This is a genomic window from Actinacidiphila sp. bgisy160 (assembly GCF_057707815.1).
In genome coordinates this window covers 40,658-61,672 of the sequence record NZ_JBYIQW010000036.1, presented here as the reverse complement: position 1 = coordinate 61,672, position 21,015 = coordinate 40,658, and the positions used below count along the sequence as shown (strand labels likewise).

The 21,015-nt window shown below is 70.3% G+C and carries 20 protein-coding genes; 5 read left to right on the top strand and 15 right to left on the bottom strand.

Annotated features, from left to right (window positions below):
* Positions 1-329: 329 nt before the first annotated feature.
* From AC3EUJ_RS25295 to iolC, 15 genes are all read right to left on the bottom strand, one after another.
* Positions 330-668 carry a helix-turn-helix domain-containing protein gene (locus tag AC3EUJ_RS25295; protein WP_431965093.1) on the bottom strand — a complete coding sequence of 113 codons (339 nt, stop codon included), beginning with the start codon at positions 666-668 and terminating at the stop codon, positions 330-332.
* A gap of 1,322 nt (positions 669-1,990) precedes the next feature.
* Positions 1,991-2,299: an SCO5918 family protein gene (locus AC3EUJ_RS25290; RefSeq protein ID WP_431965091.1), complete on the bottom strand. Its 309-nt coding sequence runs from the start codon at positions 2,297-2,299 to the stop codon at positions 1,991-1,993.
* 153 nt (positions 2,300-2,452) lie between these two features.
* Entirely contained in the window at positions 2,453-2,749 is a 297-nt protein-coding gene (locus tag AC3EUJ_RS25285) for a CBS domain-containing protein (protein ID WP_431965089.1), read from the bottom strand.
* 46 nt (positions 2,750-2,795) lie between these two features.
* Positions 2,796-4,292: a DEAD/DEAH box helicase gene (locus tag AC3EUJ_RS25280; protein ID WP_431965087.1), complete on the bottom strand. Its 1,497-nt coding sequence runs from the start codon at positions 4,290-4,292 to the stop codon at positions 2,796-2,798.
* Between the two features lie 343 nt (positions 4,293-4,635).
* Entirely contained in the window at positions 4,636-4,839 is a 204-nt protein-coding gene (locus AC3EUJ_RS25275) for a cold-shock protein (RefSeq protein WP_431965085.1), read from the bottom strand.
* A gap of 401 nt (positions 4,840-5,240) precedes the next feature.
* Entirely contained in the window at positions 5,241-5,762 is a 522-nt protein-coding gene (locus AC3EUJ_RS25270; protein WP_431965136.1) for a hypothetical protein, read from the bottom strand.
* Between the two features lie 5 nt (positions 5,763-5,767).
* Positions 5,768-6,886 carry an ROK family glucokinase gene (locus AC3EUJ_RS25265; protein WP_431965083.1) on the bottom strand — a complete coding sequence of 373 codons (1,119 nt, stop codon included), beginning with the start codon at positions 6,884-6,886 and terminating at the stop codon, positions 5,768-5,770.
* 197 nt (positions 6,887-7,083) lie between these two features.
* On the bottom strand, positions 7,084-7,863 hold the full coding sequence (locus AC3EUJ_RS25260) for an ATP-binding cassette domain-containing protein (protein WP_431965081.1): 780 nt from the start codon (positions 7,861-7,863) through the stop codon (positions 7,084-7,086).
* Positions 7,860-8,882: an ABC transporter permease gene (locus tag AC3EUJ_RS25255; protein WP_431965079.1), complete on the bottom strand. Its 1,023-nt coding sequence runs from the start codon at positions 8,880-8,882 to the stop codon at positions 7,860-7,862. Before AC3EUJ_RS25255 ends, AC3EUJ_RS25260 begins: the two co-directional genes overlap by 4 nt.
* On the bottom strand, positions 8,879-9,889 hold the full coding sequence (locus AC3EUJ_RS25250) for a sugar ABC transporter substrate-binding protein (RefSeq protein ID WP_431965077.1): 1,011 nt from the start codon (positions 9,887-9,889) through the stop codon (positions 8,879-8,881). Before AC3EUJ_RS25250 ends, AC3EUJ_RS25255 begins: the two co-directional genes overlap by 4 nt.
* Positions 9,890-9,975: 86 nt before the next feature.
* On the bottom strand, positions 9,976-10,731 hold the full coding sequence (locus AC3EUJ_RS25245) for a GntR family transcriptional regulator (RefSeq protein ID WP_431965075.1): 756 nt from the start codon (positions 10,729-10,731) through the stop codon (positions 9,976-9,978).
* Between the two features lie 147 nt (positions 10,732-10,878).
* Entirely contained in the window at positions 10,879-12,750 is a 1,872-nt protein-coding gene (iolD, locus tag AC3EUJ_RS25240) for a 3D-(3,5/4)-trihydroxycyclohexane-1,2-dione acylhydrolase (decyclizing) (RefSeq protein ID WP_431965073.1), read from the bottom strand.
* Positions 12,750-13,655 (bottom strand): 5-deoxy-glucuronate isomerase, encoded by a 906-nt coding sequence (iolB, locus tag AC3EUJ_RS25235; RefSeq protein WP_431965071.1) that lies wholly within the window; start codon positions 13,653-13,655, stop codon positions 12,750-12,752. The genes iolD and iolB overlap by 1 nt, the downstream gene beginning before the upstream one ends.
* Positions 13,656-13,693: 38 nt before the next feature.
* A complete protein-coding gene (locus AC3EUJ_RS25230; RefSeq protein WP_431965069.1) occupies positions 13,694-14,572 on the bottom strand; it encodes a Cgl0159 family (beta/alpha)8-fold protein in 879 nt (292 codons plus the stop codon).
* A 32-nt stretch (positions 14,573-14,604) separates the two neighbouring features.
* A complete protein-coding gene (gene iolC, locus AC3EUJ_RS25225; RefSeq protein ID WP_431965067.1) occupies positions 14,605-15,552 on the bottom strand; it encodes a 5-dehydro-2-deoxygluconokinase in 948 nt (315 codons plus the stop codon).
* 274 nt (positions 15,553-15,826) lie between these two features.
* Between iolC and AC3EUJ_RS25220 the strand changes: the two genes are divergently transcribed.
* From AC3EUJ_RS25220 to AC3EUJ_RS25200, 5 genes are all read left to right on the top strand, one after another.
* Positions 15,827-16,840: a sugar ABC transporter substrate-binding protein gene (locus AC3EUJ_RS25220; RefSeq protein ID WP_431965065.1), complete on the top strand. Its 1,014-nt coding sequence runs from the start codon at positions 15,827-15,829 to the stop codon at positions 16,838-16,840.
* A gap of 5 nt (positions 16,841-16,845) precedes the next feature.
* Positions 16,846-17,919 (top strand): ABC transporter permease, encoded by a 1,074-nt coding sequence (locus tag AC3EUJ_RS25215; protein WP_431965134.1) that lies wholly within the window; start codon positions 16,846-16,848, stop codon positions 17,917-17,919.
* 5 nt (positions 17,920-17,924) lie between these two features.
* Positions 17,925-18,803, top strand: coding sequence for an ATP-binding cassette domain-containing protein (locus AC3EUJ_RS25210; protein ID WP_431965063.1), 879 nt, complete (start codon positions 17,925-17,927; stop codon positions 18,801-18,803).
* A gap of 187 nt (positions 18,804-18,990) precedes the next feature.
* The gene (locus AC3EUJ_RS25205) at positions 18,991-19,902 is read left to right on the top strand and encodes a sugar phosphate isomerase/epimerase family protein (protein ID WP_431965061.1); all 912 of its coding nucleotides are present in this window, start codon (positions 18,991-18,993) and stop codon (positions 19,900-19,902) included.
* A 31-nt stretch (positions 19,903-19,933) separates the two neighbouring features.
* Positions 19,934-20,953: a Gfo/Idh/MocA family protein gene (locus tag AC3EUJ_RS25200; protein ID WP_431965060.1), complete on the top strand. Its 1,020-nt coding sequence runs from the start codon at positions 19,934-19,936 to the stop codon at positions 20,951-20,953.
* Positions 20,954-21,015 lie beyond the last annotated feature (62 nt).

Sequence of the window (21,015 nt, the reverse complement as noted above, 5' to 3'; positions counted from 1 at the left end):
GGTCGAACCGAAGCCGGGTCCGCACGATCCGGTGCAATGCGGCGTTCGCCTGACGCAACCACGCGAGGTGAAGCACCTGCGGCGGGCGAACGCGACATTGAAGTCCGCCTCGCCCTCTTCGCCGCGGAGCTGGACCGTCCACTGCCATGAAGGTCGCCCACATCGGCCAGTGAAAGGAGACCTTCGGCGTCCAGCCGATCTGCGACGTACTCGCCGAGGCGGATGCCCCGATCGCTCCGAGCACCTCCTACGCCGCCGTGGGCCCGGCCCCCGGCCCGCCTGCGCGACCGTGCACGCGATGCCCGCCGACGAGGACGGGCACGCTCAGCTCATTCTGCTGCCGTCGGGTTCCCTGATTCGGCGGCGCGGCGATATTCGGCGTTGATGCGCTGGGCTTCCTCGAGCTGGTCTTCGAGGATGACGATCCGGCAGGCGGCCTCGATGGGGGTGCCCCGATCGACCAGTTCCCGGGCGCGAGCGGCGATGCGCAGTTGGTAGCGGGAGTAACGGCGGTGGCCGCCTTCGGAGCGCAGGGGAGTGATCAGTCGCGCTTCGCCGAGGGCGCGGAGGAAGGCGGGGGTGGTGCCGAGCATCTCGGCGGCCCGGCCCATGGTGTAGGCGGGGTAATCGTCGTCGTCGAGACGGCCGAACGTGTCGTCTGCTGTCATTGCACCTCTCTGTGTCAACGCGTTGAGGGGCCCTGGCGCCGTCTGGCACCAGGGCCCCGAAGGAACTACTACACCATCTGCCGGCCCTGATACTGCACCGGCCCTCTGTTTCCGCGGACCCGAACGAGACGCTGTCGGGGGCGCGGGGATCGCGGTTGCTTGACCGGAGACCACCTCACTATCGATGTCCTGCGGTACCCGGGTCCAAGACCTCCACCCGGGCGATCCTGATGGCGCTCGGCTCCTCCGTTCTTCCCTCTTGGGCAACTACTCACTGACGGAAACTACGAACTGCTGGTACCGCAGACCGCTGGTGGCCTCGAACAGCACCACCCTTCGGCAGCCGGCCCCGTCGCCCGTCCTGCGTCTGCTCCGGCTCGGGACCCCACTGCCGAACCTCCCGGTGCGCGCGCCCGCAGCCGACGCCTTCACCGAGGTACTGCTCACTGACTTCACTGCTGGGTACTGCGAACTTTCACTTACGGGTACTGCCACTGCAGCACCACTCATGGCAGCCCCTGATCACTGCGGGCCACCCGGTCCGGCCGTCAGCCCCGTCACCGTCCTGCAACCGCTCTGGCTTCGGGACTCCACGCCGCACCGTCCTGCGCACTGCATCTGCGTTACCGCTGCCCGGCAGTTCATGTCTGCCAGGCCTCATTCGATCTCGGTTACAAGAGAAACATAACCACGCCGCCAACCAAATGTCTACTCTGGCTGGCACAGATTTCCATGTGTTCGAAGGTGAAGTAATCCGCCTCGACCGGTCCATGGGTGGTTCGAGCAGCAGCTCCGAGGCTCAGTCCGGCGCTCACAGTGACCCAGCGCCGCGCAGCACGTCAGGCTGAGCGTTACATCGCCGACCACGCCGCGGCTGCCGTCGGCGGGCACCGGCCGGGACCGCGTCCCGCGAAGAACGCCACCGCCCGGGACGGACGCTTCCAGCCGTGAGCGGGTCGACGCCTCTACTGCCGCCTCAGTGCCTTGAGGAGGATCTGCTTCCTCGCGCTCGCCCAGCCGGTGGCATCGCCGCGCATGGGCCGCTTGCCCGAACCGGCACGGCCCCCGACTCGTGCAGGCCGTGGGCTGCCGAGACACGGGCGCACGGCAGCAGGTGCCGTCATGCACCGACTGCGGTCGTCAGTCCCCTTCAGGCAACCACTGTGGCTCTGCGGCAGTCAGCGCCTGAACCGTGGACGACTTCAGCTGTTTCGACCACCGAGCGACGGCGACGGGAACCCGCTGCACGCAGTGTGGGCCCGGCCGGCGTACCGGTCGGGCCCACACTGCTGGTCAGATGTCATCTCGTGCCTGTTCGCCCGTCAGACCGTCTCCGGGGTGTCGAGCAACGCTGCGGCGTGCTGCAGCGAGCCGGTCATGCCGACAGGCGCGGTCTTGGGGAGGGCGCGGCAGGTGAAGCCGAGCCGGGTCATGGCCCGGAGGACTTCGGCGGCGCTGAAGTCACGGCGGTCCTGGCGGGTGACGACCTGGCCGACCTGCTTGACGGGGTAGTGGCGGCGGCCGATGATCAACGATGCGCCGGTGACCGGTTCGGGCTTGATGCCCTTCATCGATTCCAGCACTCCGCCCTTGGTGAGCTCGAAGGGGAAGCGGGCGATGACGCAGCGCATGTGGCCTCACAGGGAGAAGGAAAACGGTCCGCCCACGGGCAAGGCGTTCAGCAGGAGAAGCCGGGGATGCCCGGGGCGCTGCCTTGCTCGTCCACGACTCGCAGAGCACCGAACCGACGGAGGCACATCCCGTGCTCGGCTTCGCCATGGTGGTCACGGTGAGGTGGACGATCCGTGGTCGCCGAGGATGTCGCGCAGGCGGACGCGGTCCGTGTAGGCGCCGCTGTCGCGGACGGCGGTGAGGTCGGTTCGGGTCACCAGGCCGATGCGCTGGTCGTCCTGGTCGCAGACGACCAGTCGGCCCGTGCGTGCGGCGGCCATGACGGCCAGCACGACCTCGACGCTCATGTCGTCACAGACCTGCGGTCCGGCCGCGTCCATGGCCTCCGCCTCCGTCCCGTGCACGGGGTCTGCGTCCGCCGAGCGGGGCTGCATCTGGATCAGCGTCAAAAGGTGCCTCCTGCGGAGATGGGTCGGCTTCCGGATCACGAAGGTTCTAGGACACCGCGTCGAGGACGGGCTGGCCTGCGCGGGCGCGCCGGGTCGCCGCCGCGGAAGGGCGGCGTCGGCCTCGAGGGGAGGCGCTGCGCTTGGGGCGTTCGACCACCGGTGCGGCGATGACGACCGGGATGCCGGACGGGGCCTTGGCGCCGGTGATCCGGCTCAGGGCCTCGCCTCCCGAGCGGATCTCGGTGGTCTGCGGCCGGATTCCGGCGTCGGACATGAGGCGGACCATGCCGCGGCGCTGGTTCGGTGTGACAAGCGTGACGACGCTGCCGGACTCGCCGGCGCGGGCGGTACGGCCGCCGCGGTGGAGGTAGTCCTTGTGGTCGGTCGGCGGGTCGACGTTGACGACGAGGTCGAGGTTGTCGACGTGGATACCGCGCGCCGCGACGTTGGTCGCCACCAGCACAGTGACGTGCCCTGCCTTGAACTGCGCCAGCGTGCGGGTGCGTTGCGGCTGCGACTTGCCGCCGTGCAGCGCGGCGGCGCGTACCCCGCTGCCGAGCAGGTCCTGGGTCAGCCGGTCGACTGCGTGCTTGGTGTCCAGGAACATGATCACGCGGCCGTCGCGGGCGGCGATCTCGGTCGTGGCGGCGTGCTTGTCAGCGCCGTGGACGTGCAGAACGTGGTGCTCCATCGTCGTGACCGCACCTGCCGACGGGTCGACCGAATGCACGACGGGGTCGGTCAGATAGCGGCGGACCAGCAGGTCGACGTTGCGGTCCAAGGTGGCGGAGAAGAGCATCCGCTGCCCCTCCGGACGCACCTGGTCGAGCAACGCGGTGACCTGCGGCATGAAACCCATGTCGGCCATCTGGTCGGCCTCGTCCAGCACCGTGATGCTCACGTGGTCCAACTTGCAGTCGCCACGGTCGATGAGGTCCTTGAGCCGTCCGGGCGTCGCGACGACGACCTCGGCCCCGCCGCGCAGCGCGCCGGCCTGCCGGCCGATCGACATCCCGCCCACCACCGTGGCCACCCGCAGCCGGACGGAACGGGCGTACGGGGTGAGCGCGTCGGTCACCTGCTGCGCCAGCTCACGCGTCGGAACGAGGATCAGCCCCAGCGGCCGGCGGGGCTCAGCACGCTGTCCAGCGGTACGGGCGAGCAGGGCGAGACCGAAGGCGAGGGTCTTGCCGGAGCCGGTGCGCCCGCGGCCCAGTACGTCACGACCCGCCAGGGAGTTCGGCAGCGTCGCGCCCTGGATCGGGAACGGTACGGTCACCCCCTGCCTGCCGAGTTCGGCCAGCAGGCGCTCGGGCATGTCGAGATCGGCGAAGCCCTCCACGGCGGGCAACGCGGGGGTGATCGTCCTGGGCGGCGCGAACTCACCTTGCATGGCGGCCGGCCGGCGGCCGTGACCACCGGAACGGGCAGGCCCACCCGAACGGCGCGGTGCCTGGGCACCCTTGCGACTGCCGCCCTTTCCGGCGTCGGCACTGCCGTGACGGGATCGGTCGAAGCGGTCGTTCGTGCGTGTGCGGTTCATGCGGAACCTTCCTCGATGTGGCACATATCAAGGAATTCCCGCAGCAATGAGCGACATGGAGAATCACAAGTATGAACCGGCGGCAAAGAAAACAGATCCGGACCGTCGAAAATATCCGGGGGCACAGGTGCTGAAACGGGTGACGCGATGGGGACGCAGGTCCGGGCGCCGGTTGCGGCGCAGCTCTTCAGGACGCTCCTGCATCACCGGCGAAGGAGCCGCGCGTGGTCAGACTGCGGATTCCTCCGAGCCGCCCCGCAGGTGGAACCGCCGCGGAAGATGCGTGCAGCTGGGGCCCGCACCCCGAAGGATGCGGGCCCCAGCTGCAGTCTGTGCGTCGACGTCAGGCCGGAACGATGTTCTCGGCCGTCGGGCCCTTCTGGCCCTGCGCGATGTCGAAGGTCACCTTCTGGCCTTCGAGCAGCTCACGAAAGCCCTGCGCGACAATGTTCGAGTAGTGGGCGAACACGTCGGGGCCGCCACCGTCCTGCTCGATGAAACCGAAGCCCTTTTCCGCGTTGAACCACTTCACGGTACCAGCAGCCATCTCATATCTCCTTTGGGGCAATACATCGGAATCCGCACTGCGCGGACGCCGTGTCGTCGCGATGATCACCCCGCCCGGAAATGACCGGAAATACATAAGCGCTCCCATCCGGAAGAACCGGTCTGGAGCACTTGAAGTTTCGGGAACCACAACTGCAACTGAGATCGACAGTAGCACACGGGAACAGCCCGTGCGCGTTATGCAATTCCGCTCTGTTCAGTGCGGCAAAAACTCTCACTACGCGGTCCGCCAAAGCCTCACCTCGCGAGCACAGATATTGTTCCACTCGGAGTGCCAAGTTTCAGGAAGAGCGCCCACGACTGAACGGATGTGACGGGGTTCATCCGACTCCACGGGCAGGCCCTGCGGACGACGCGGCGCCCTTGCGGCGCCTGGGCGCGTCAGCGGAAGTTTATCGTGGACACGACATAGACCACGGGGTGGTCAGGGTTGGAGAAGTCGACCGTGATGTTGTGGTCCGGCTTGTCACCGTGCTGCTTGAGCCGGAGGCCGGCCCATTTGCGGTCCGTGCCGAAGGTCCAGCGCACCGTGCGGGCCTGCTTCGGGCTCACGGTCACGTCGCCGTCCTTGAGGGCCGCGCGGCTCCGGCCGTACTGGGCGAGGAAGGTGTCCAGGCCGCCCTGGTTGGTGCGGAACTGCACGTAGAAGGAACTGGCCGCCCAGTTGTTGGTCTCCAGGTACGCCACCGGCGTCGAACCGGACGGGATCATCACCTCGTAGATGCGCCGCTGCACCTTGGTGGGCCACAGGTAGGTGAGGGTGGTGGCGGCCGCCTGTTCCTGCTTCTCCTCGCCGCTGTCGCGGCTCTGCTCCGCCGAGATGATCACATAGCCGATGGGCACCAGGATCAGCAGCGGGACGACCGTCCACTGAACCCAGCGCGGCGGCTTCCTCGGGGGCATGGCACTCACTTGCCGACAACCTTCGCGTAGCGCTCGTAGCGCTCGACCCGCCGCCGGTTGGCCCGCCGGAAGCGGCGCGCGACCAGCCGCGCCAGGTCCGCGGCGCCGACCATCCCGGCCTCGGGGCCGAGCTGCGCCTTGACGATACGCGCCTCCGGCCGGTAGCCGCGCCCGGTCAGATGGCGCCGGAAGGCGTCGCGGGCCGGAGCGATCAGCAGGTCGTCGGCCGCGCTGACGCCGCCGCCGATGACGAAGCAGGAAGGATCCAGGGCGGCGGCGAGGTTGGCGATGCCGACGCCCAGCCACTGGCCGATGTCCTGGAAGAGCTCGACGCACATCGCGTCACCCTCACGGGCGAGCTCCGTGATGAGCGGACCGGTGATCTCCTGCACCTGGCCGTCGACCCGGTCGATGATCCCGTACGCCACCGGGGACTCGGCGGCCGCCAGTTCGCGGGCCTCGCGCACCAGGGCGTTGCCCGAGCTGTACTGCTCCCAGCAGCCGCGGTTGCCGCAGGGGCAGCGGTGCCCGCCGGGCACCACCTGCATGTGGCCGAACTCGCCCGCGACGCCGTAGCGGCCCCGCTTGACCTGGCCGTCCTCCAGGATGGCGCCACCGATGCCGGTGCCGAGCGTGATCATGACGAGGTCGTTCTCGCCGCGGCCGGCGCCGAAGCGCCATTCCGCCCAGGCGGCGGTGTTCGCGTCGTTGTCCACCATGACGGGGACCCGCAGGCGCTCGGTGAGGCGGGCCTTCAGTGGCTCGTCACGCCAGGACAGATGGGGGGCGAAGAGCACCCGGGAGCGGTCCGCGTCGACCCAGCCGGCCGCGCCGATGCCGACGGCGTGCACGTCGTGTCGCTCGGACAGGTCGAGGACGAGCTCGGTGATGGTGTCCTCGACCACCTTCGGGCTCTTGCTCTTGTCCGGCGTCTCGGTGCGCAGCTTCTCCAGGATGTTGCCGTCCGCGTCCACGACGCCGGCCATCACCTTGGTGCCGCCGATGTCGATTCCGACGGTGGGGACACGGGGCGCGGTGAGGTGCGAGCGGCGCTCGCGGCGGCCCACCGTGCTCAGGAGTGTGGAGCTGCTGGAGGAGCGGGCGGCACCCCGGTACATGCTCATCGGTTCACCCCCGTGGATCCGATCCCGGACTCGGTCCCGAACTGCTGCTCGGTCGTCGCTCGCAAGGCTCGTCTCTCCGGGGTCGGGGGCGTTTCTCCGAGTGATTCTAAGTGCCGGGGATCTCGGGGGGTGTGGCCCCGGGCCCGCGGCGGGAACCGGACGGTGCGGGGCGGGCGGCCGGGGCCGCCCGTCCGCCGTCACTGTGCCGGGCGACGCAGCTCGTGGGCGAGGGTCTCGAGGTCCGTGCCGCCGGCCATCTCCCGGGTGAGCTCGTCCACCGTGATCGCGTCCCTGGTGTAGGTGCCGGTCATCGTGCCGCGGCGCAGCAGGACGAAGCGGTCGCCGACGAGGTGGGCGTGATGGGGGTTGTGCGTGATGAGGACCACGCCGAGCCCAGCGTCCCGCGCGGCGGCGACGTACTTGAGGACGACGCCGGACTGCCGGACGCCGAGCGCCGCCGTGGGCTCGTCGAGGATCAGCACCTTGGCCCCGAAGTGCACCGCCCGGGCGATGGCGACGCACTGCCGCTGCCCGCCCGACAGGGTGCCGATGGGCTGGTCCACGTCGCCCAGGTCGATGCCCATGTCGCGCAGTGCCGTACGCGTCGTCTCCCGCATCATGGCGACGTCCAGGCGCTTGAAGGGGCCGCGGCCCTTCCTCGGCTCGGAGCCGAGGAAGAAGTTCCGCCACACCGGCATCAGCGGGACGACGGCCAGGTCCTGGTAGACCGTGGCGATGCCATGGTCGAGCGCCTCGCGGGGGGACGCGTGGCGCACCGGCACACCGTCGATCTCGTAGCCGCCCCCGTCGTGCTGGTGCAGCCCAGCGATGATCTTGATCAGAGTGGACTTCCCGGCGCCGTTGTCACCGAGGACGCAGGTGATCTCCCCCGCGTGCACCTCCAGGGAGACGCCCTCCAGGGCGCGCACGTGCCCGTACGACTTGCTGACGTCGGTCAGCTTCACCAGGGCCGTCACTTCGCCGCCTCCGCCCGCTTGCGCACCCAGGCGTTCAGCAGCGTCGCCAGCAGCAGCATGGCGCCCAGGAAGAACTTGAACCAGTCCGGGTTCCACTCGGCGTACACGATGCCCTTGCTGGTCATGCCGAAGATGAACGCGCCGACCGCCGAGCCGATGGCCGAGCCGTAGCCACCGGTCATCAGGCAGCCGCCGATCACGGCGGCGATGATGTACAGGAACTCGTTGCCGATGCCCTCTCCCGACTGCACGACGTCGAAGGAGAACAGCAGGTGCTGCCCGGAGATCCACGCGCAGAAGGCGACGGCCATGTAGAGGCCCGTCTTCGTACGGGTGACGGGAACGCCGACCGCGCGGGCCGCGTCGGGGCCGCCGCCGGAGGCGAAGATCCAGTTTCCGGCCCGGGTGCGCAGCAGCACCCAGGTGGCGACGGCGACCAGGGCGACCCACCACAGGATGGTGACCTGGAGGTCGACGTCGCCGATGGTCAGGTGCGAGGCGAACAGTGCCCGCGCCGAAGGAAAGCCCTCCATGTCGGAGATCGACTTGGTGCTGACCGTGCCGTCGATGAGCTTGGTGAAGCCCAGGTTGAGCCCGGTGAGCATCAGGAAGGTGCCCAGCGTGATGATGAAGCTCGGCAGCTTCGTGCGGGCCAGCATGATGCCGTTGAAGAAGCCGAAGGCGAGGGTGACCAGCAGCGAGACGCCGACGCCGACCCAGACGTTCGCCGTCAACTGGTAGCTGAACATCGACGACACCAGGGCGGAGGACGTGACCAGCACGCCCGCCGACAGGTCGAACTCGCCGCCGATCATCAGCAGCGCCACCGGCACCGCCATGATCCCGATGGTGGACGCCGCGTACAGGACGGTGCCCAGGCTCGCCGGCCGCAGGAAGGAGTCCGCCGTCACGGAGAAGAAGACGAAGACGGCCACGGCGCCGACTGCCGCGCCCAGCTCGGGGCGGCTGAACAGGCGGTGCCCGAGCCGCCGCGGCGGCGCGAGGCTGTCCGCGGTCATCGGGTGCCCCGCTTCGCGTAGTCCTTCAGCGCGGCCGCGTCGTCCTTGGTGACGATCTGCGGGCCGGTGAGCACGGGCTTGCCGCCGCCGAGCACGTCGGCGTTGTAGCGGTGGAGCCACAGCAGGTCGACGGCCTCGTAGCCCTGCAGGTACGGCTGCTGGTCGACGGCGAAGCCGATGGTGCCGGCCTCCAGCGCACTCGCGACCTGGCCGTTGAGGTCGAAGGTGTCGACCTCGGCCTGGCTGCCCGCCTGCTCCTTCGCCTTGGCGGCGGTGGCGGCGTAGGGCGCGCCGAGGGTCACGACGGCGTCGATGGAGCGGTTGGCGGCCAGCTTGGCCTGGAGGGCGGACTGGACGTCGGGCATGTTGGTGCCGTTGACGTAGAGGTTCTCCGTCGTGCCCTTGAAGGTGTTCTTCACGCCCGCGCAGCGCTGCTCGTGGCCGACGTTGCCCTGCTCGTGGAGCACACACAGGGTGTGCTTCTTGCCGCGCGCCGTGAGTTCGTCGCCGACGGCCTCGCCGGCGATGGTCTCGTCCTGGCCGATGTGCGCCAGGGCGCCGTACTCCTCGGACTGGGCGGACCCGGAGTTGATGGTGATGACCGGGATGCCCGCCTTCTCCGCCTTCAGGACGACGTCCTTCATGGCCTCGGGCTTGGCGAGCGTGACGACCAGGCCGTCGACCTTCTGATCGATGGCCGTCTGCACCAGCTGCGCCTGGTCCTTGCCCTGGTCGCTGTTGGAGTACAGGAACTTGATGTTGTCCTTGGCGGCAGCCTGCCGGGCGCCCTTCTGGACGATGTCCCAGAAGCTGTCGCCGGCGCCGGCGTGGGTGACCATGGCGACCGTCCACCTCGGTGTGTCGACGGCCGAACCGTTGGCCTGCGCCTCCTTGGCCCGCTGCTCCGCTCGCAGGCCCCCGGTGCTGCTGCAGCCCGCCAGCGCCACACCGATGACCACTGTCAGTAGCGCACCGAGCGCACGCTTTCCCCTGGTCGCGCTCTCCACGTCGTGCCTTTCCCTGCAGGTCTTGGAACCGACCAAGTATCCGTCACAGGGTGCGATGCTTGCGGAAGGGGGGGTTCCGTAGCCGTTCAGGCCCGTACGAGCAGCTGGAACTCGAAGGCGTAGCGGGAGGCGCGGTAGATGTGCGTGCCGTACTCGACGGCCCGTCCCGTGTCGTCGTAGGTCGTCCGGCTCATGGTGAGCAGGGCGGCCCCGGGGTCCTCGGCGAGCAGTTCGCCCTCCGCCTCGGTGGCGCAGCGGGCGCCGACCGACTGACGGGCGCTGTGCAGGGTGATCCCGGCGGCGCGCATCATGCGGTACAGGCCGGTGGACTCGAGCTTGGCGTTGTCCAGGGAGAGCAGTCCCGGCGGCAGATAGTTGCACATGTGGGCCATCGGCTCGCCGTGGGTGAAGCGCAGGCGTTGCAGGACGACGACGTCGCTGCCCTCGGCGATGCCCAGCGCGGCGGCGACCTGGGCGGAGGCCGGCTCGGTCTCGTTGCGCAGCACCCGGGTGGCGGGGCTCTGCCCGGCGGCCTGGAGGTCGTCGAAGAGGCTGCTCAGCTCCAGGGGCCGCTTGACCTGGCTGTGCACGACCTGGGTGCCCACACCGCGACGGCGCACCAGCAGCCCCTTGTCCACGAGGGACTGGATGGCCTGCCGGACGGTCGGCCGGGAGAGCCCGAGCCGTCCGGCGAGTTCGATCTCGTTGCCCAGGAGGCTGCCGGGGGCGAGCCTGCCGTGCTCGATGGCACCCTCCAGCTGCTGGGCGAGCTGGTAGTACAGCGGCACCGGGCTGGAGCGGTCCACCTCGAACTCGAGCGGCGCGGACTCTGCTTTGGACACAGGGGGAGCGTATCCGCCGGTCTCGATCTCAGGAAACTCTGACATCACATTGTCCGAACATTTGGGTCCATGACTTCTCGAGGGCCCGCGGACGGGCCGGTGCGGTCGATGGTGCCGGGTTCCGGGAGCGGGATACGAGGAGCCTCCTCACAGGTGGCGGCGGCGGTCGCCCAGGTGCCGCTCGTAGGACTTACGGGCCTCGACGGCCGCCTCTCGGGAGGCGGTCTCGGCAACCGGAACGTCCCACCAGGCCTGGGCGGCGGGGGCCGTCGGCGTGGGGTCGGTCTCCACGTACACACAGGTCGGACGCTCGGAGGTACGGGCGGCGGCCAGCGCCTCGCGCAGCCCGCGCACCGTTTCGGCGCGCAGCACGTCCATCCCGAGGCTGGCGGCGTTGGCGGCGAGGTCCACCGGGAGCGGGTCGCCGGTGAAGGAGCCGTCGGCGGCCCGGTAGCGGTAGGCGGTGCCGAAGCGCTCGCCGCCGACCTCGGAGGACAGGCCGCCGATGGAGGCGTAACCGTGGTTCTGGATCAGGAGGAGGTTGACCTTCACGCCCTCCTGGACGGCGGTCACGATCTCCGTCGGCATCATCAAGTAGGTGCCGTCCCCGACGAGCGCCCACACGGGCCGGTCGGGCGCCGCCATCCGCACGCCGATGGAGGCCGGGATCTCGTATCCCATGCAGGAGTAGCCGTACTCCAGGTGGTACTGGCGCGGGGAGCGGGCGCGCCACAGCTTGTGCAGGTCACCAGGGAGGGAGCCGGCGGCGTTGATGACCACGTCGTCGTCGCCGACCACCGAGTCGAGCGCGCCCAGCACCTGGGTCTGAGTGGGGCGCTCCGCGTCGTCCGCGGCGTACGCGGCCTCGACGACGCGCTCCCAGCGCTCCTTGCCGGCGCGGTACTCGGCCTCGTACTCCGCGGCGACGCGGTGTCCCGCCACGGCCTGGGCGAGGGCTTCGAGGCTCGCGCGGGCGTCGCCTACCAGGGTGCGGGCGCCGAACTTGTGGGCGTCGAAGCCGGTGATGTTGAGGTTGAGGAAACGCACCCCGGGGGCGGCGAAAAGCGTGGAGGAGGCGGTGGTGAAGTCGGTGTAGCGGGTGCCCACGCCGATGACCAGGTCGGCGGTCCGCGCGATGTCGTCGGCGACGGCGGTGCCGGTGTGGCCGACGCCACCGAGGTCGGCCGGGTGGTCGTGGCGCAGCGAGCCCTTGCCTGCCTGGGTGGAGGCCACGGGAATGCCGGTCGCCTCGGCCAGTGCGCGGAGGGCGGGCTCGGCCTCGCTGTGGTGGACGCCGCCGCCCGCGATGATCACCGGGCGCCGCGCGGCACGCACCGCGTCGGCGGCGGCGGCGAGTTCGGCGGCCTCGGGAGCCGGGCGGCGTACGTGCCACACGCGTTCGGTGAAGAACTCCTCCGGCCAGTCGCACGCCTCGGCCTGGACGTCCTGGGGCAGGGCGAGCGTGACGGCGCCGGTCTCGGCCGGGTCGGCGAGCACCCGCATCGCCTGGAGCGCGGACGGGATCAGTGCCTCGGGCCGGGTGACCCGGTCGAACCAGCGGGAGACCGGGCGCAGCGCGTCGTTGACGGTGACGTCGCCGTACTGGCTGTGCTCCAGCTGCTGGAGCACCGGGTCGGGCACGCGGTTGGCGAAGGAGTCGCCGGGGAGCAGCAGCACCGGCAGCCGGTTGACGGTCGCGAGCGCGGCGCCGGTCACGAGGTTGGTGGCGCCGGGGCCGATGGAGGTGGTGACGGCCTGTGCGGACAGCCGGTTGAGCTGGCGGGCGTACCCGACCGCGGCGTGCACCATGGCCTGCTCGTTGCGGCCCTGGTGGTAGGGCATCTCCCGCCGGTACTCCACCAGCGCCTGGCCGATGCCGGCGACGTTGCCGTGGCCGAAGATGCCCCACGTCCCGGCGACGAGACGGCGGCGGACCCCGTCGCGCTCGGTGTACTGCGCGGACAGGAACCGCACCAGCGCCTGGGCGACCGTGAGGCGGCGTACGGACTGGCTGCTCATCAGGACCTCGCGGGGGCTTCGTCGGTGGCGGCGGGGGCGGTGTACAGGGGCAGGCGCGGGTCGACCGGCTGGTCCGGCCAGGTGTCGCGGACCCAGGCGTGGTCGGGGTGGTCGCGGATCAGCCAGGCACGCTCTGGCCCCGGGCCCGCCATGACGTTGAGGTAGTACATGTCGTGGCCGGGGACGGCCATCGAGGGGCCGTGCCAGCCGTCGGGGATGAGGACGACGTCGCCTTGCCGGACCTCGGCGAGGACGTCGGTGTTGCGGCCGTTGCCGGAGGGCGAGACGCGCTGGTAGCCGATGCCCTCCTTGCCGTGCGCCGCGGCGATCTCGAAGTAGTAGATCTCCTCGAGGCGCGACTCGCCCTCGCGGTCCTCGTCGTGCTTGTGCGGCGGGAAGGACGACCAGTTGCCCGCCGGGGTGAGCACCTCGACCGCGATCAGGCGGTCGCACTCGAAGACCCCGGCGGCGCCGAAGTTGTTGACCTGACGGCTGCAGTTGCCGCTGCCCCGCAGCTCGACGGGAACGGCGGAGGCCGGTCCGTACCGCGCGGCCAGCCGCCGTTCGCAGCGGGCACCGGTCAGGGCGAAGCGACCGCCAAAGGCGCTGGTGACAGTGACGGATTCGTCGCGCGGGACGTACGCGAAGTCGCTGACCCCCGCGAACACGCTCTCGCGCCCGGCGAGCCGGAACGTCAGGCCCGCGGCGGAGACCTCGCAGCCGCCGGCCAGCGGGAGCACGATCCACTCGCTGTCGCCCGCGGCGAACTCGTGCCGTCCGCCGGGCGGCAGTTCCAGGATCCGCAGGGAGGAGTGGTCCCAGCCGGCCCGTCCGGGGTCGACGTCGACGGCGTACGGGCCGGCGGCGGCCTTCCCTGCGGCCAGGTGGTTCTCGGTGCTGGTCATGGCGTGAGCCTCGCACTTCTCGCGGTTCGACCGGGACTTCACAGCAGCCCGACGGCGGTGTCGACGGCGGTCTCCACGCTGCCCTCGGCGGGATAGAGCAGGGTGCGGCCGACGACCAGCCCCTGGACGGTGGGCAGGCGCAGCGCCTTGCGCCACTTCTCGTAGACCGCCTCCTGTTCCCCGCCCACCTCTCCCCCGAGCAGGACGGCCGGGAGGGTGGAGGTCTCCATGACGGTGGCCATGTCGTCGACGTCCTCGGTGACGGGCACCTTGAGCCAGGTGTAGGCGGAGGTCCCGGCGAGCCCGGAGGCGATGGCGATGGACTTGGTGACGGCCTCCGCGCTGAGGTCGTTGCGCACCCTGCCGTCGACGCGGCGGGATATGAAGGGCTCGACGAAGACCGGAAGCCGGCGCTCGGCCATCTCGTCGATGGTGCGGGCGGTGGCGACCATGGTGCTCAGCGAGCCGCTGTCCTCGTAGCTGATGCGCAGCAGCAGCTTGCCCGCGTCGAAGCCGAGCCGGGCTATGTCCTGGGCGCGGTGGCCGGTGAAGCGGTCGTCGAGCTCGAAGGAGGCGCCGGCCAGACCGCCGCGGTTCATGGACCCCATGACGACCTTGCCCTCGAGCGCGCCGAGCAGCAGCAGGTCCTCCAGGATGTCCGCGGTGCCGAGGACCCCGTCCACTCCGGGGCGGGAGAGCGCGGTGCACAGCCGCTCCAGCAGGTCGACGCGGTTGGCCATGGCGAACTCGCGGTCACCCACGGCGAAGGCGCCCCGCGCGGGGTGGTCCGCGGCGACGATCATCAGCCGGCCGCTGTCACCGACGAGCGGGCGGCGGGCGCGGCGCGCGGCGGCCTCGGCGATCGCCTCGGGGTGGTGGGTCCGCACCTTCACCAGGTCGGAGATGCTGATGCTCAAGAGGAGCTCGCTTTCGGGCAGAGGACGGACCGTCAGCCGCGGCCGAGGAGGTCCCGGACCTCCGACGCGGTGGGCATCGCGGAGGAGCAGGCGAGACGGGAGGCCACGATCGCGCCGGCGGCGTTGGCGTGGCGCATGATCCGCTCCAGGTCCCAGCCGGCGAGCAGACCGTGGCAGAGGGAGCCGCCGAAGGCGTCACCCGCGCCGAGTCCGTTGACCACCTCGACGGGAACCGGCGGGACCTCGGCGGTGGTGCCGTCGCGGTGGACGGCCAGGACGCCCTTGGGGCCCTGCTTGACGACGGCCAGTTCGACGCCCGCGGCGAGCAGCGCCTCGGCGGCTGCGCGCGGTTCACGTACCCCGGTGGCGATCTCGCACTCGTCGAGGTTGCCGACGGCGACGGTGGCCGAGGCCAGCGCCCGTGCGTAGTAGGGGCGGGCCTCGAAGGGGTCCTTCCAGAACATGGGGCGCCAGTCGAGGTCGAAGACGGTGGTGCCGCGCCGCGCCCTGGCCTCGAGCGCCACCAGGGTGGCGGTGCGGCTGGGCTCCGCGCACAGGCCGGTCCCGGTCATCCAGAAGATGCGGGCGCTCCGGATCGCCTCGAGGTCCAGCTCGTCGGCGTGGATCTCCAGGTCGGGGGCCTTGGGGAGCCGGTAGAAGTAGAGCGGGAAGTCGTCCGGAGGGAAGATCTCGCAGAAGGTGACCGGCGTCGGGTACGCGGCGACCGGGGTGACGTAGCGGTCGTCGACCCCGAACTCCTTGAGCGCCTGGTGGCAGTAGCTGCCGAAGGGGTCGTCGCCGGTGCGGGTGATGACCGCGGTGCCGCGGCCGAGGCGGGCCGCGGCGACGGCCACGTTGGTGGCGGAGCCGCCGAGGAACTTGCCGAACGTCTCGACCTGGGGCAGCGGCACACCGGTCTGCAGGGGGTAGAGGTCCACCCCGATCCGGCCCATCGTGATCAGGTCGTACGGCTCGGTCATGGGCGTGACTCCTCGTCGTGCGTCACCGGGGGCCGCTCTGCGGCCCTGTCAGGTCTAGCCCGCCCGGTCGCGCGATGTCAACGCTATGTCCTTACATACGAACGTACCGCCCCGCCCAGAGCCCGGCTCGTTACCTTGTCGTTACGTAGATATGAATTGATGTCTTGACAAAGTCTTGACAGGGACCCCCGGGAGGGGTTTGCTCCCGTGCAGCACCCGGCCATGTGAACACGTCCGTCCCCTTCTCCCTCCCACCGCAGTGAGGTGCAGGAACATGGAACGCTCTCGCAGAAACCCTCGGATCTTCGCCGTCGCCGCGCTCTCCACCGCCGCGGTCCTCCTCGCAGCCGGCTGTTCCAGCAGCTCAGGCGGGAAGAAGGCCGAGGAGTCGGCGGACACCGCCGCCGCGGGCAAGGCCGGTACACCGCAGATGAAGATCGCGATGGTCACCCACGCTCCCCCCGGCGACACCTTCTGGGACCTGATCCGCAAGGGCGCCGAGGCCGCCGCCGCCAAGGACAACGTGAAGCTGGTCTACTCCAACGACCCCAACGCCGCCACCCAGGCCAACCTGATCCAGAACGCGATCGACCAGAAGGTCGACGGGATAGCCGTCACCCTGGCCAAGCCGGACGCCATGAAGGACGCCGTCGCCAAGGCCGAGGCCGCGGGCATCCCGGTGGTCGGCTTCAACGCGGGTCTGGACGACTGGAAGGACCAGGGGCTGCTGGAGTACTTCGGGCAGGACGAGAGCGTCGCCGGCGAGGCACTGGGGAACAAGCTCAACGACCTGGGTGCCAAGCACAACATCTGCGTGATCCACGAACAGGGCCACGTCGCCCTGGAGGCCCGCTGCGCCGGCGTGAAGAAGACGTTCAAGGGGAAGACCGAGAACCTCTACGTCAACGGCACGGACATGCCGTCGGTGAAGTCCACGATCACGGCGAAGCTCAAGCAGGACTCCGGCATCGACTATGTCGTCACCCTGGGCGCGCCCTTCGCGCTCACGGCCGTCCAGTCGGTCGCGGACGCCGGCAGCAAGGCCGAGGTCGGCACGTTCGACCTCAACAAGGACCTGGTCAAGGCCGTCCAGGACGGTGGGGTGCAGTTCGCCGTCGACCAGCAGCCGTACCTGCAGGGCTATCTCTCCGTCGACTCCCTGTGGCTGTACAAGACCAACGGCAACGTCAGCGGCGGCGGAGTGGCCCCGATCCTGACCGGTCCGGCCTTCGTCGACAAGGACAACGTGGAGTCCGTGGCCTCGTTCGCCGCGAAGGGCACCCGGTGATCCCAGTGTCCCAGGCAGCCGCCCCCGCGGCGTCCCCCTCACCACCTGCGGCACCGGCGTCCGAGGCGGACGGCCGCACCGCCGAGCGCTCGCTCCTGCGCAGGACACTGGCCCGCCCGGAGATCGGGGCGCTCATCGCCGCCGTCGCGGTGTACCTCTTCTTCTTCGCGGTGGCGCCGTCCTTCCGCGAGGCGGGCTCGCTGGCGACCGTGCTCTACCAGGCGTCGGTCATGGGCATCATGGCGCTGCCCGTGGCCCTGCTGATGATCGGCGGCGAGTTCGACCTCTCGGCCGGCGTCGCGGTCACCGCGTCGGCCCTGACCGCGAGCATGTTCAGTTTCCAGCTGAGCATGAACGTGTGGACCGGTGTGGCCGTCGCCCTGGTGGTGTCCCTGGGCATCGGGGCGCTCAACGGCTACATGCTGGTGAAGACCGGACTGCCCAGCTTCCTCATCACCCTGGCCACCTTCCTGATGCTGCAGGGCCTCAACCTGGCGGTCACCAAGATCTTCACCGGCAACGTCGCGACCGACTCCATCAGCGACATGGACGGCTTCGACCAGGCCCGTGCGCTGTTCGCCTCGGAGATCGGCATCGGCGGGGTCCGGCTCAAGGTGACCGTGCTGTGGTGGCTCGGCTTCGCGGCCCTGGCCACCTGGGTGCTGCTGCGCACCAGGTTCGGCAACTGGACCTTCGCGGTCGGCGGCAACAAGGACAGCGCGCGGGCGGTCGGCGTTCCGGTGGCTTTCACCAAGATCGCGCTGTTCATGGCCGTGGGCCTCGGTGCCTGGTTCACCGGCATGCACCTGCTGTTCTCGTTCAACGCGGTGCAGTCCGGCGAGGGTGTCGGCAACGAGTTCCTGTACATCATCGCGGCGGTCATCGGCGGCTGCCTGCTCACCGGCGGCTACGGTTCGGCGATCGGCTCGGTGATCGGCGCCTTCATCTTCGGGATGGTCTCGCAGGGCATCGTGTACGCCAACTGGAACCCCGACTGGTTCAAGTTCTTCCTCGGCGTGATGCTGCTGATCGCGACCCTCGTCAATCTGTGGGTCCGCCGCACGGCGACCCGGAGGTGAGCCCGATGACCACCGCCACCACCACCCCCGGCGGCACCACCGCCGTCCCCGAGCCCGTCGTCGAACTCGACCGGGTGGGCAAGAGCTACGGCAACGTCCGCGCCCTGCACGGGGTCGGCCTGGCCGTCCGCCCTGGGCAGGTCAGCTGCGTCCTCGGCGACAACGGCGCGGGCAAGTCCACCCTGATCAAGATCATCTCTGGGCTGCACCAGCACACCGAGGGCGAGTTCCGCATCGACGGCACACCCGTACGGCTGAACACCCCGCGGGAGGCCCTGGACCGCGGTATCGCCGCCGTCTACCAGGACCTGGCGACCGTTCCGCTGATGCCGGTCTGGCGGAACTTCTTCCTGGGCTCCGAGCTGACCCGCGGGCCCTGGCCCGTACGCCGCCTGGACATCGCCCGGATGAAACGGACCGCGGACGAGGAACTGCGGGCGATGGGCATCGTCCTGGACGACCTGGAACAGCCCATCGGCACCCTCTCCGGCGGCCAGCGGCAGTCCGTGGCCATCGCCCGCGCGGTCCACTTCGGCGCGCGGGTGCTGATCCTGGACGAGCCGACCGCGGCGCTGGGCGTCAAGCAGTCGGGAGTCGTCCTGAAGTACATCGCGGCCGCGCGCGACCGGGGTCTGGGCGTCGTCTTCATCACCCACAATCCGCACCACGCGTTCATGGTGGGTGACCACTTCTCGGTGCTGCGGCTGGGCACCCTGGAGCTGAGCGCGGGCCGGGAGGAGGTCTCCCTGGAGGAGCTCACCCACCACATGGCCGGCGGCGCAGAGCTGGCCGCGCTCAAGCACGAACTGGCCCAGGTCCGCGGTGTCGACGTGGAGGAACTGCCCGAACCAAACGGCCCGGGCGAAGGCTGCCCCGCCTCATGAGGGCCGGCCCTGCCCCCACTCTGACATGACGTCCGTATGTCAGGACCAACTCTTGACGGCTGCCCGGCCGGACGGCGAAGCTTCCAGCGGGACCACGGAGCTTCGCGGGCATCCGTACCACCGCCCTGACGGGCCGCCCTACCGAACCACGACCGGTCCGCGGCGACCGGTGAGAGGAGCCCTCCTCATGACTGCCCCCTCCCCCGTTCTGGACCGGATCCGGATCGGCTCCGCGCCCGACTCCTGGGGTGTCTGGTTCCCCGACGACCCTCAACAGGTGCCCTGGCAGCGGTTCCTCGACGAGGTCTCCCAGTCCGGCTACGAGTGGATCGAGCTCGGCCCGCACGGCTACCTGCCGACCGACCCGGCCCGGCTCACCGAGGAGACCGCGCGCCGGGGTCTGAAGGTCTCCGCGGGCACCGTCTTCACCTCCCTGCACCGCGGCCCGTCGGTGTGGGACGCCACCTGGGAGCACGTCGGCCAGGTCGCCGCGCTCGCCCAGGCGATGGACGCCCGGCATCTGGTGGTCATCCCGTCCTTCTGGCGCGACGACAAGACCGCCGAGATCATCGAGCCGCGCGAACTCACCGCCGAGCAGTGGGGGCACCTCGCCACCGGCATGGAGCGGCTGGGCCGCCAGGTCCGTGACACGTACGGCCTGGACATCGTGGTCCACCCGCACGCCGACACCCACATCGACACCGAGGAGCACGTCGAGCGCTTCCTCGACGCCACCGACCCCGCACTCGTCAGCCTCTGCCTGGACACCGGCCACTACGCCTACTGCGGCGGCGACAGCGTAAAGCTCATCGAGACCTACGGCGAGCGGATCGGCTACCTGCACCTGAAGCAGGTCGACCCGGAGATCCTCGCCGACGTCGTCAAGAAAGCGATCCCCTTCGGCCCGGCCGTGCAGCGCGGGGTCATGTGCGAGCCGCCCGCCGGGGTGCCCGCCCTGGAGCCGGTGCTGGCCGCGGCGCAGGGCCTGGGCGTCGACCTGTTCGCCATCGTCGAGCAGGACATGTACCCCTGCGAGCCGGAGCGGCCGCTGCCCATCGCGCAGCGCACCCGGAAGTTCCTACGCTCCTGCGGTGCCTGACGCACCGCCCACGAAAGGGAAGACACGCATCATGACGCAGCACGGACCGCTCGGGGTCGCCGTCATCGGGACCGGCAAGATGGGTGCCGACCACGTACGCCGTATCAACGACGTCGTCAGCGGCGCCCGGGTGACCGCCGTCGCCGACGTCGACGCCGAGCGGGTGAAGGCGGTCGCCGACGGCGTCGAGGGCTGCACCGCGTACACCGATCCGGCGGCGGCGATGGCCGCGGCCGACGTGGACGCCGTCCTCATCGCCTCCCCCGGCCCCGCCCACGAGGCGGCGCTGCTCACCGCCTTCGAGCACGACCTGCCGGTGCTGTGCGAGAAGCCGCTCACGCCGGACGCGGCCTCCGCGCTGCGCGTGATGGAGGCCGAGCAGCGACTGGGGCACCGGCGGGTGCAGGTCGGCTTCATGCGGCGCTACGACGCGGAGTACGTGAAGCTCAAGGCCCTGCTGGACAGCGGTGAGCTGGGCCGGACGCTGATGCTGCACAACAGGCACCGCAACGCGAGCATCCCGCCCGGCTTCACCAACGCCAACCTCGTCAACGACTCGCTCGTGCACGAGATGGACGTGACCCGCTGGCTGCTCGGCCAGGAGATCACCGCCGTCACCGTGCTCCGCCCGCGTCCGTCGGCGAACGCGCCGCAGGGCCTGGACGACCCGCAGTTCGTGGTGTTCGAGACCGACGGCGGGGCGGTCGTCGACGTCGAGGTCTTCCTCAACTGCGGCTTCGGCTACCAGGTGCAGGCCGAGGCGGTCTGCGAGCGCGGCAGCGCCCGCATCGGCGACGCGCACGACCTGCTCGTCAACGCCGCGGGCCGCTGGGGCGGCACGATCGCCCAGGACTTCGTGGAGCGCTTCGCCGACGCCTACGACCGTGAGGTCCAGGCATGGGTCGACGCCACCCGGCGCGGCGAGGTCACCGGCCCCAGCGTCTGGGACGGCTACGCCGCGGCAGCCGTCTGCGAGGCGGGAGTCCGCTCGCAGGAGGCGGGCGGACGCGTCGAGGTCGAGCTGGTCGGCCGCCCGGCGTTCTACCGCTGAGGGACGCACGTCCCCGGTCACCCCGGATCCGGCGCGGGCGGGGCGGTTACTCCCTGGCCGTC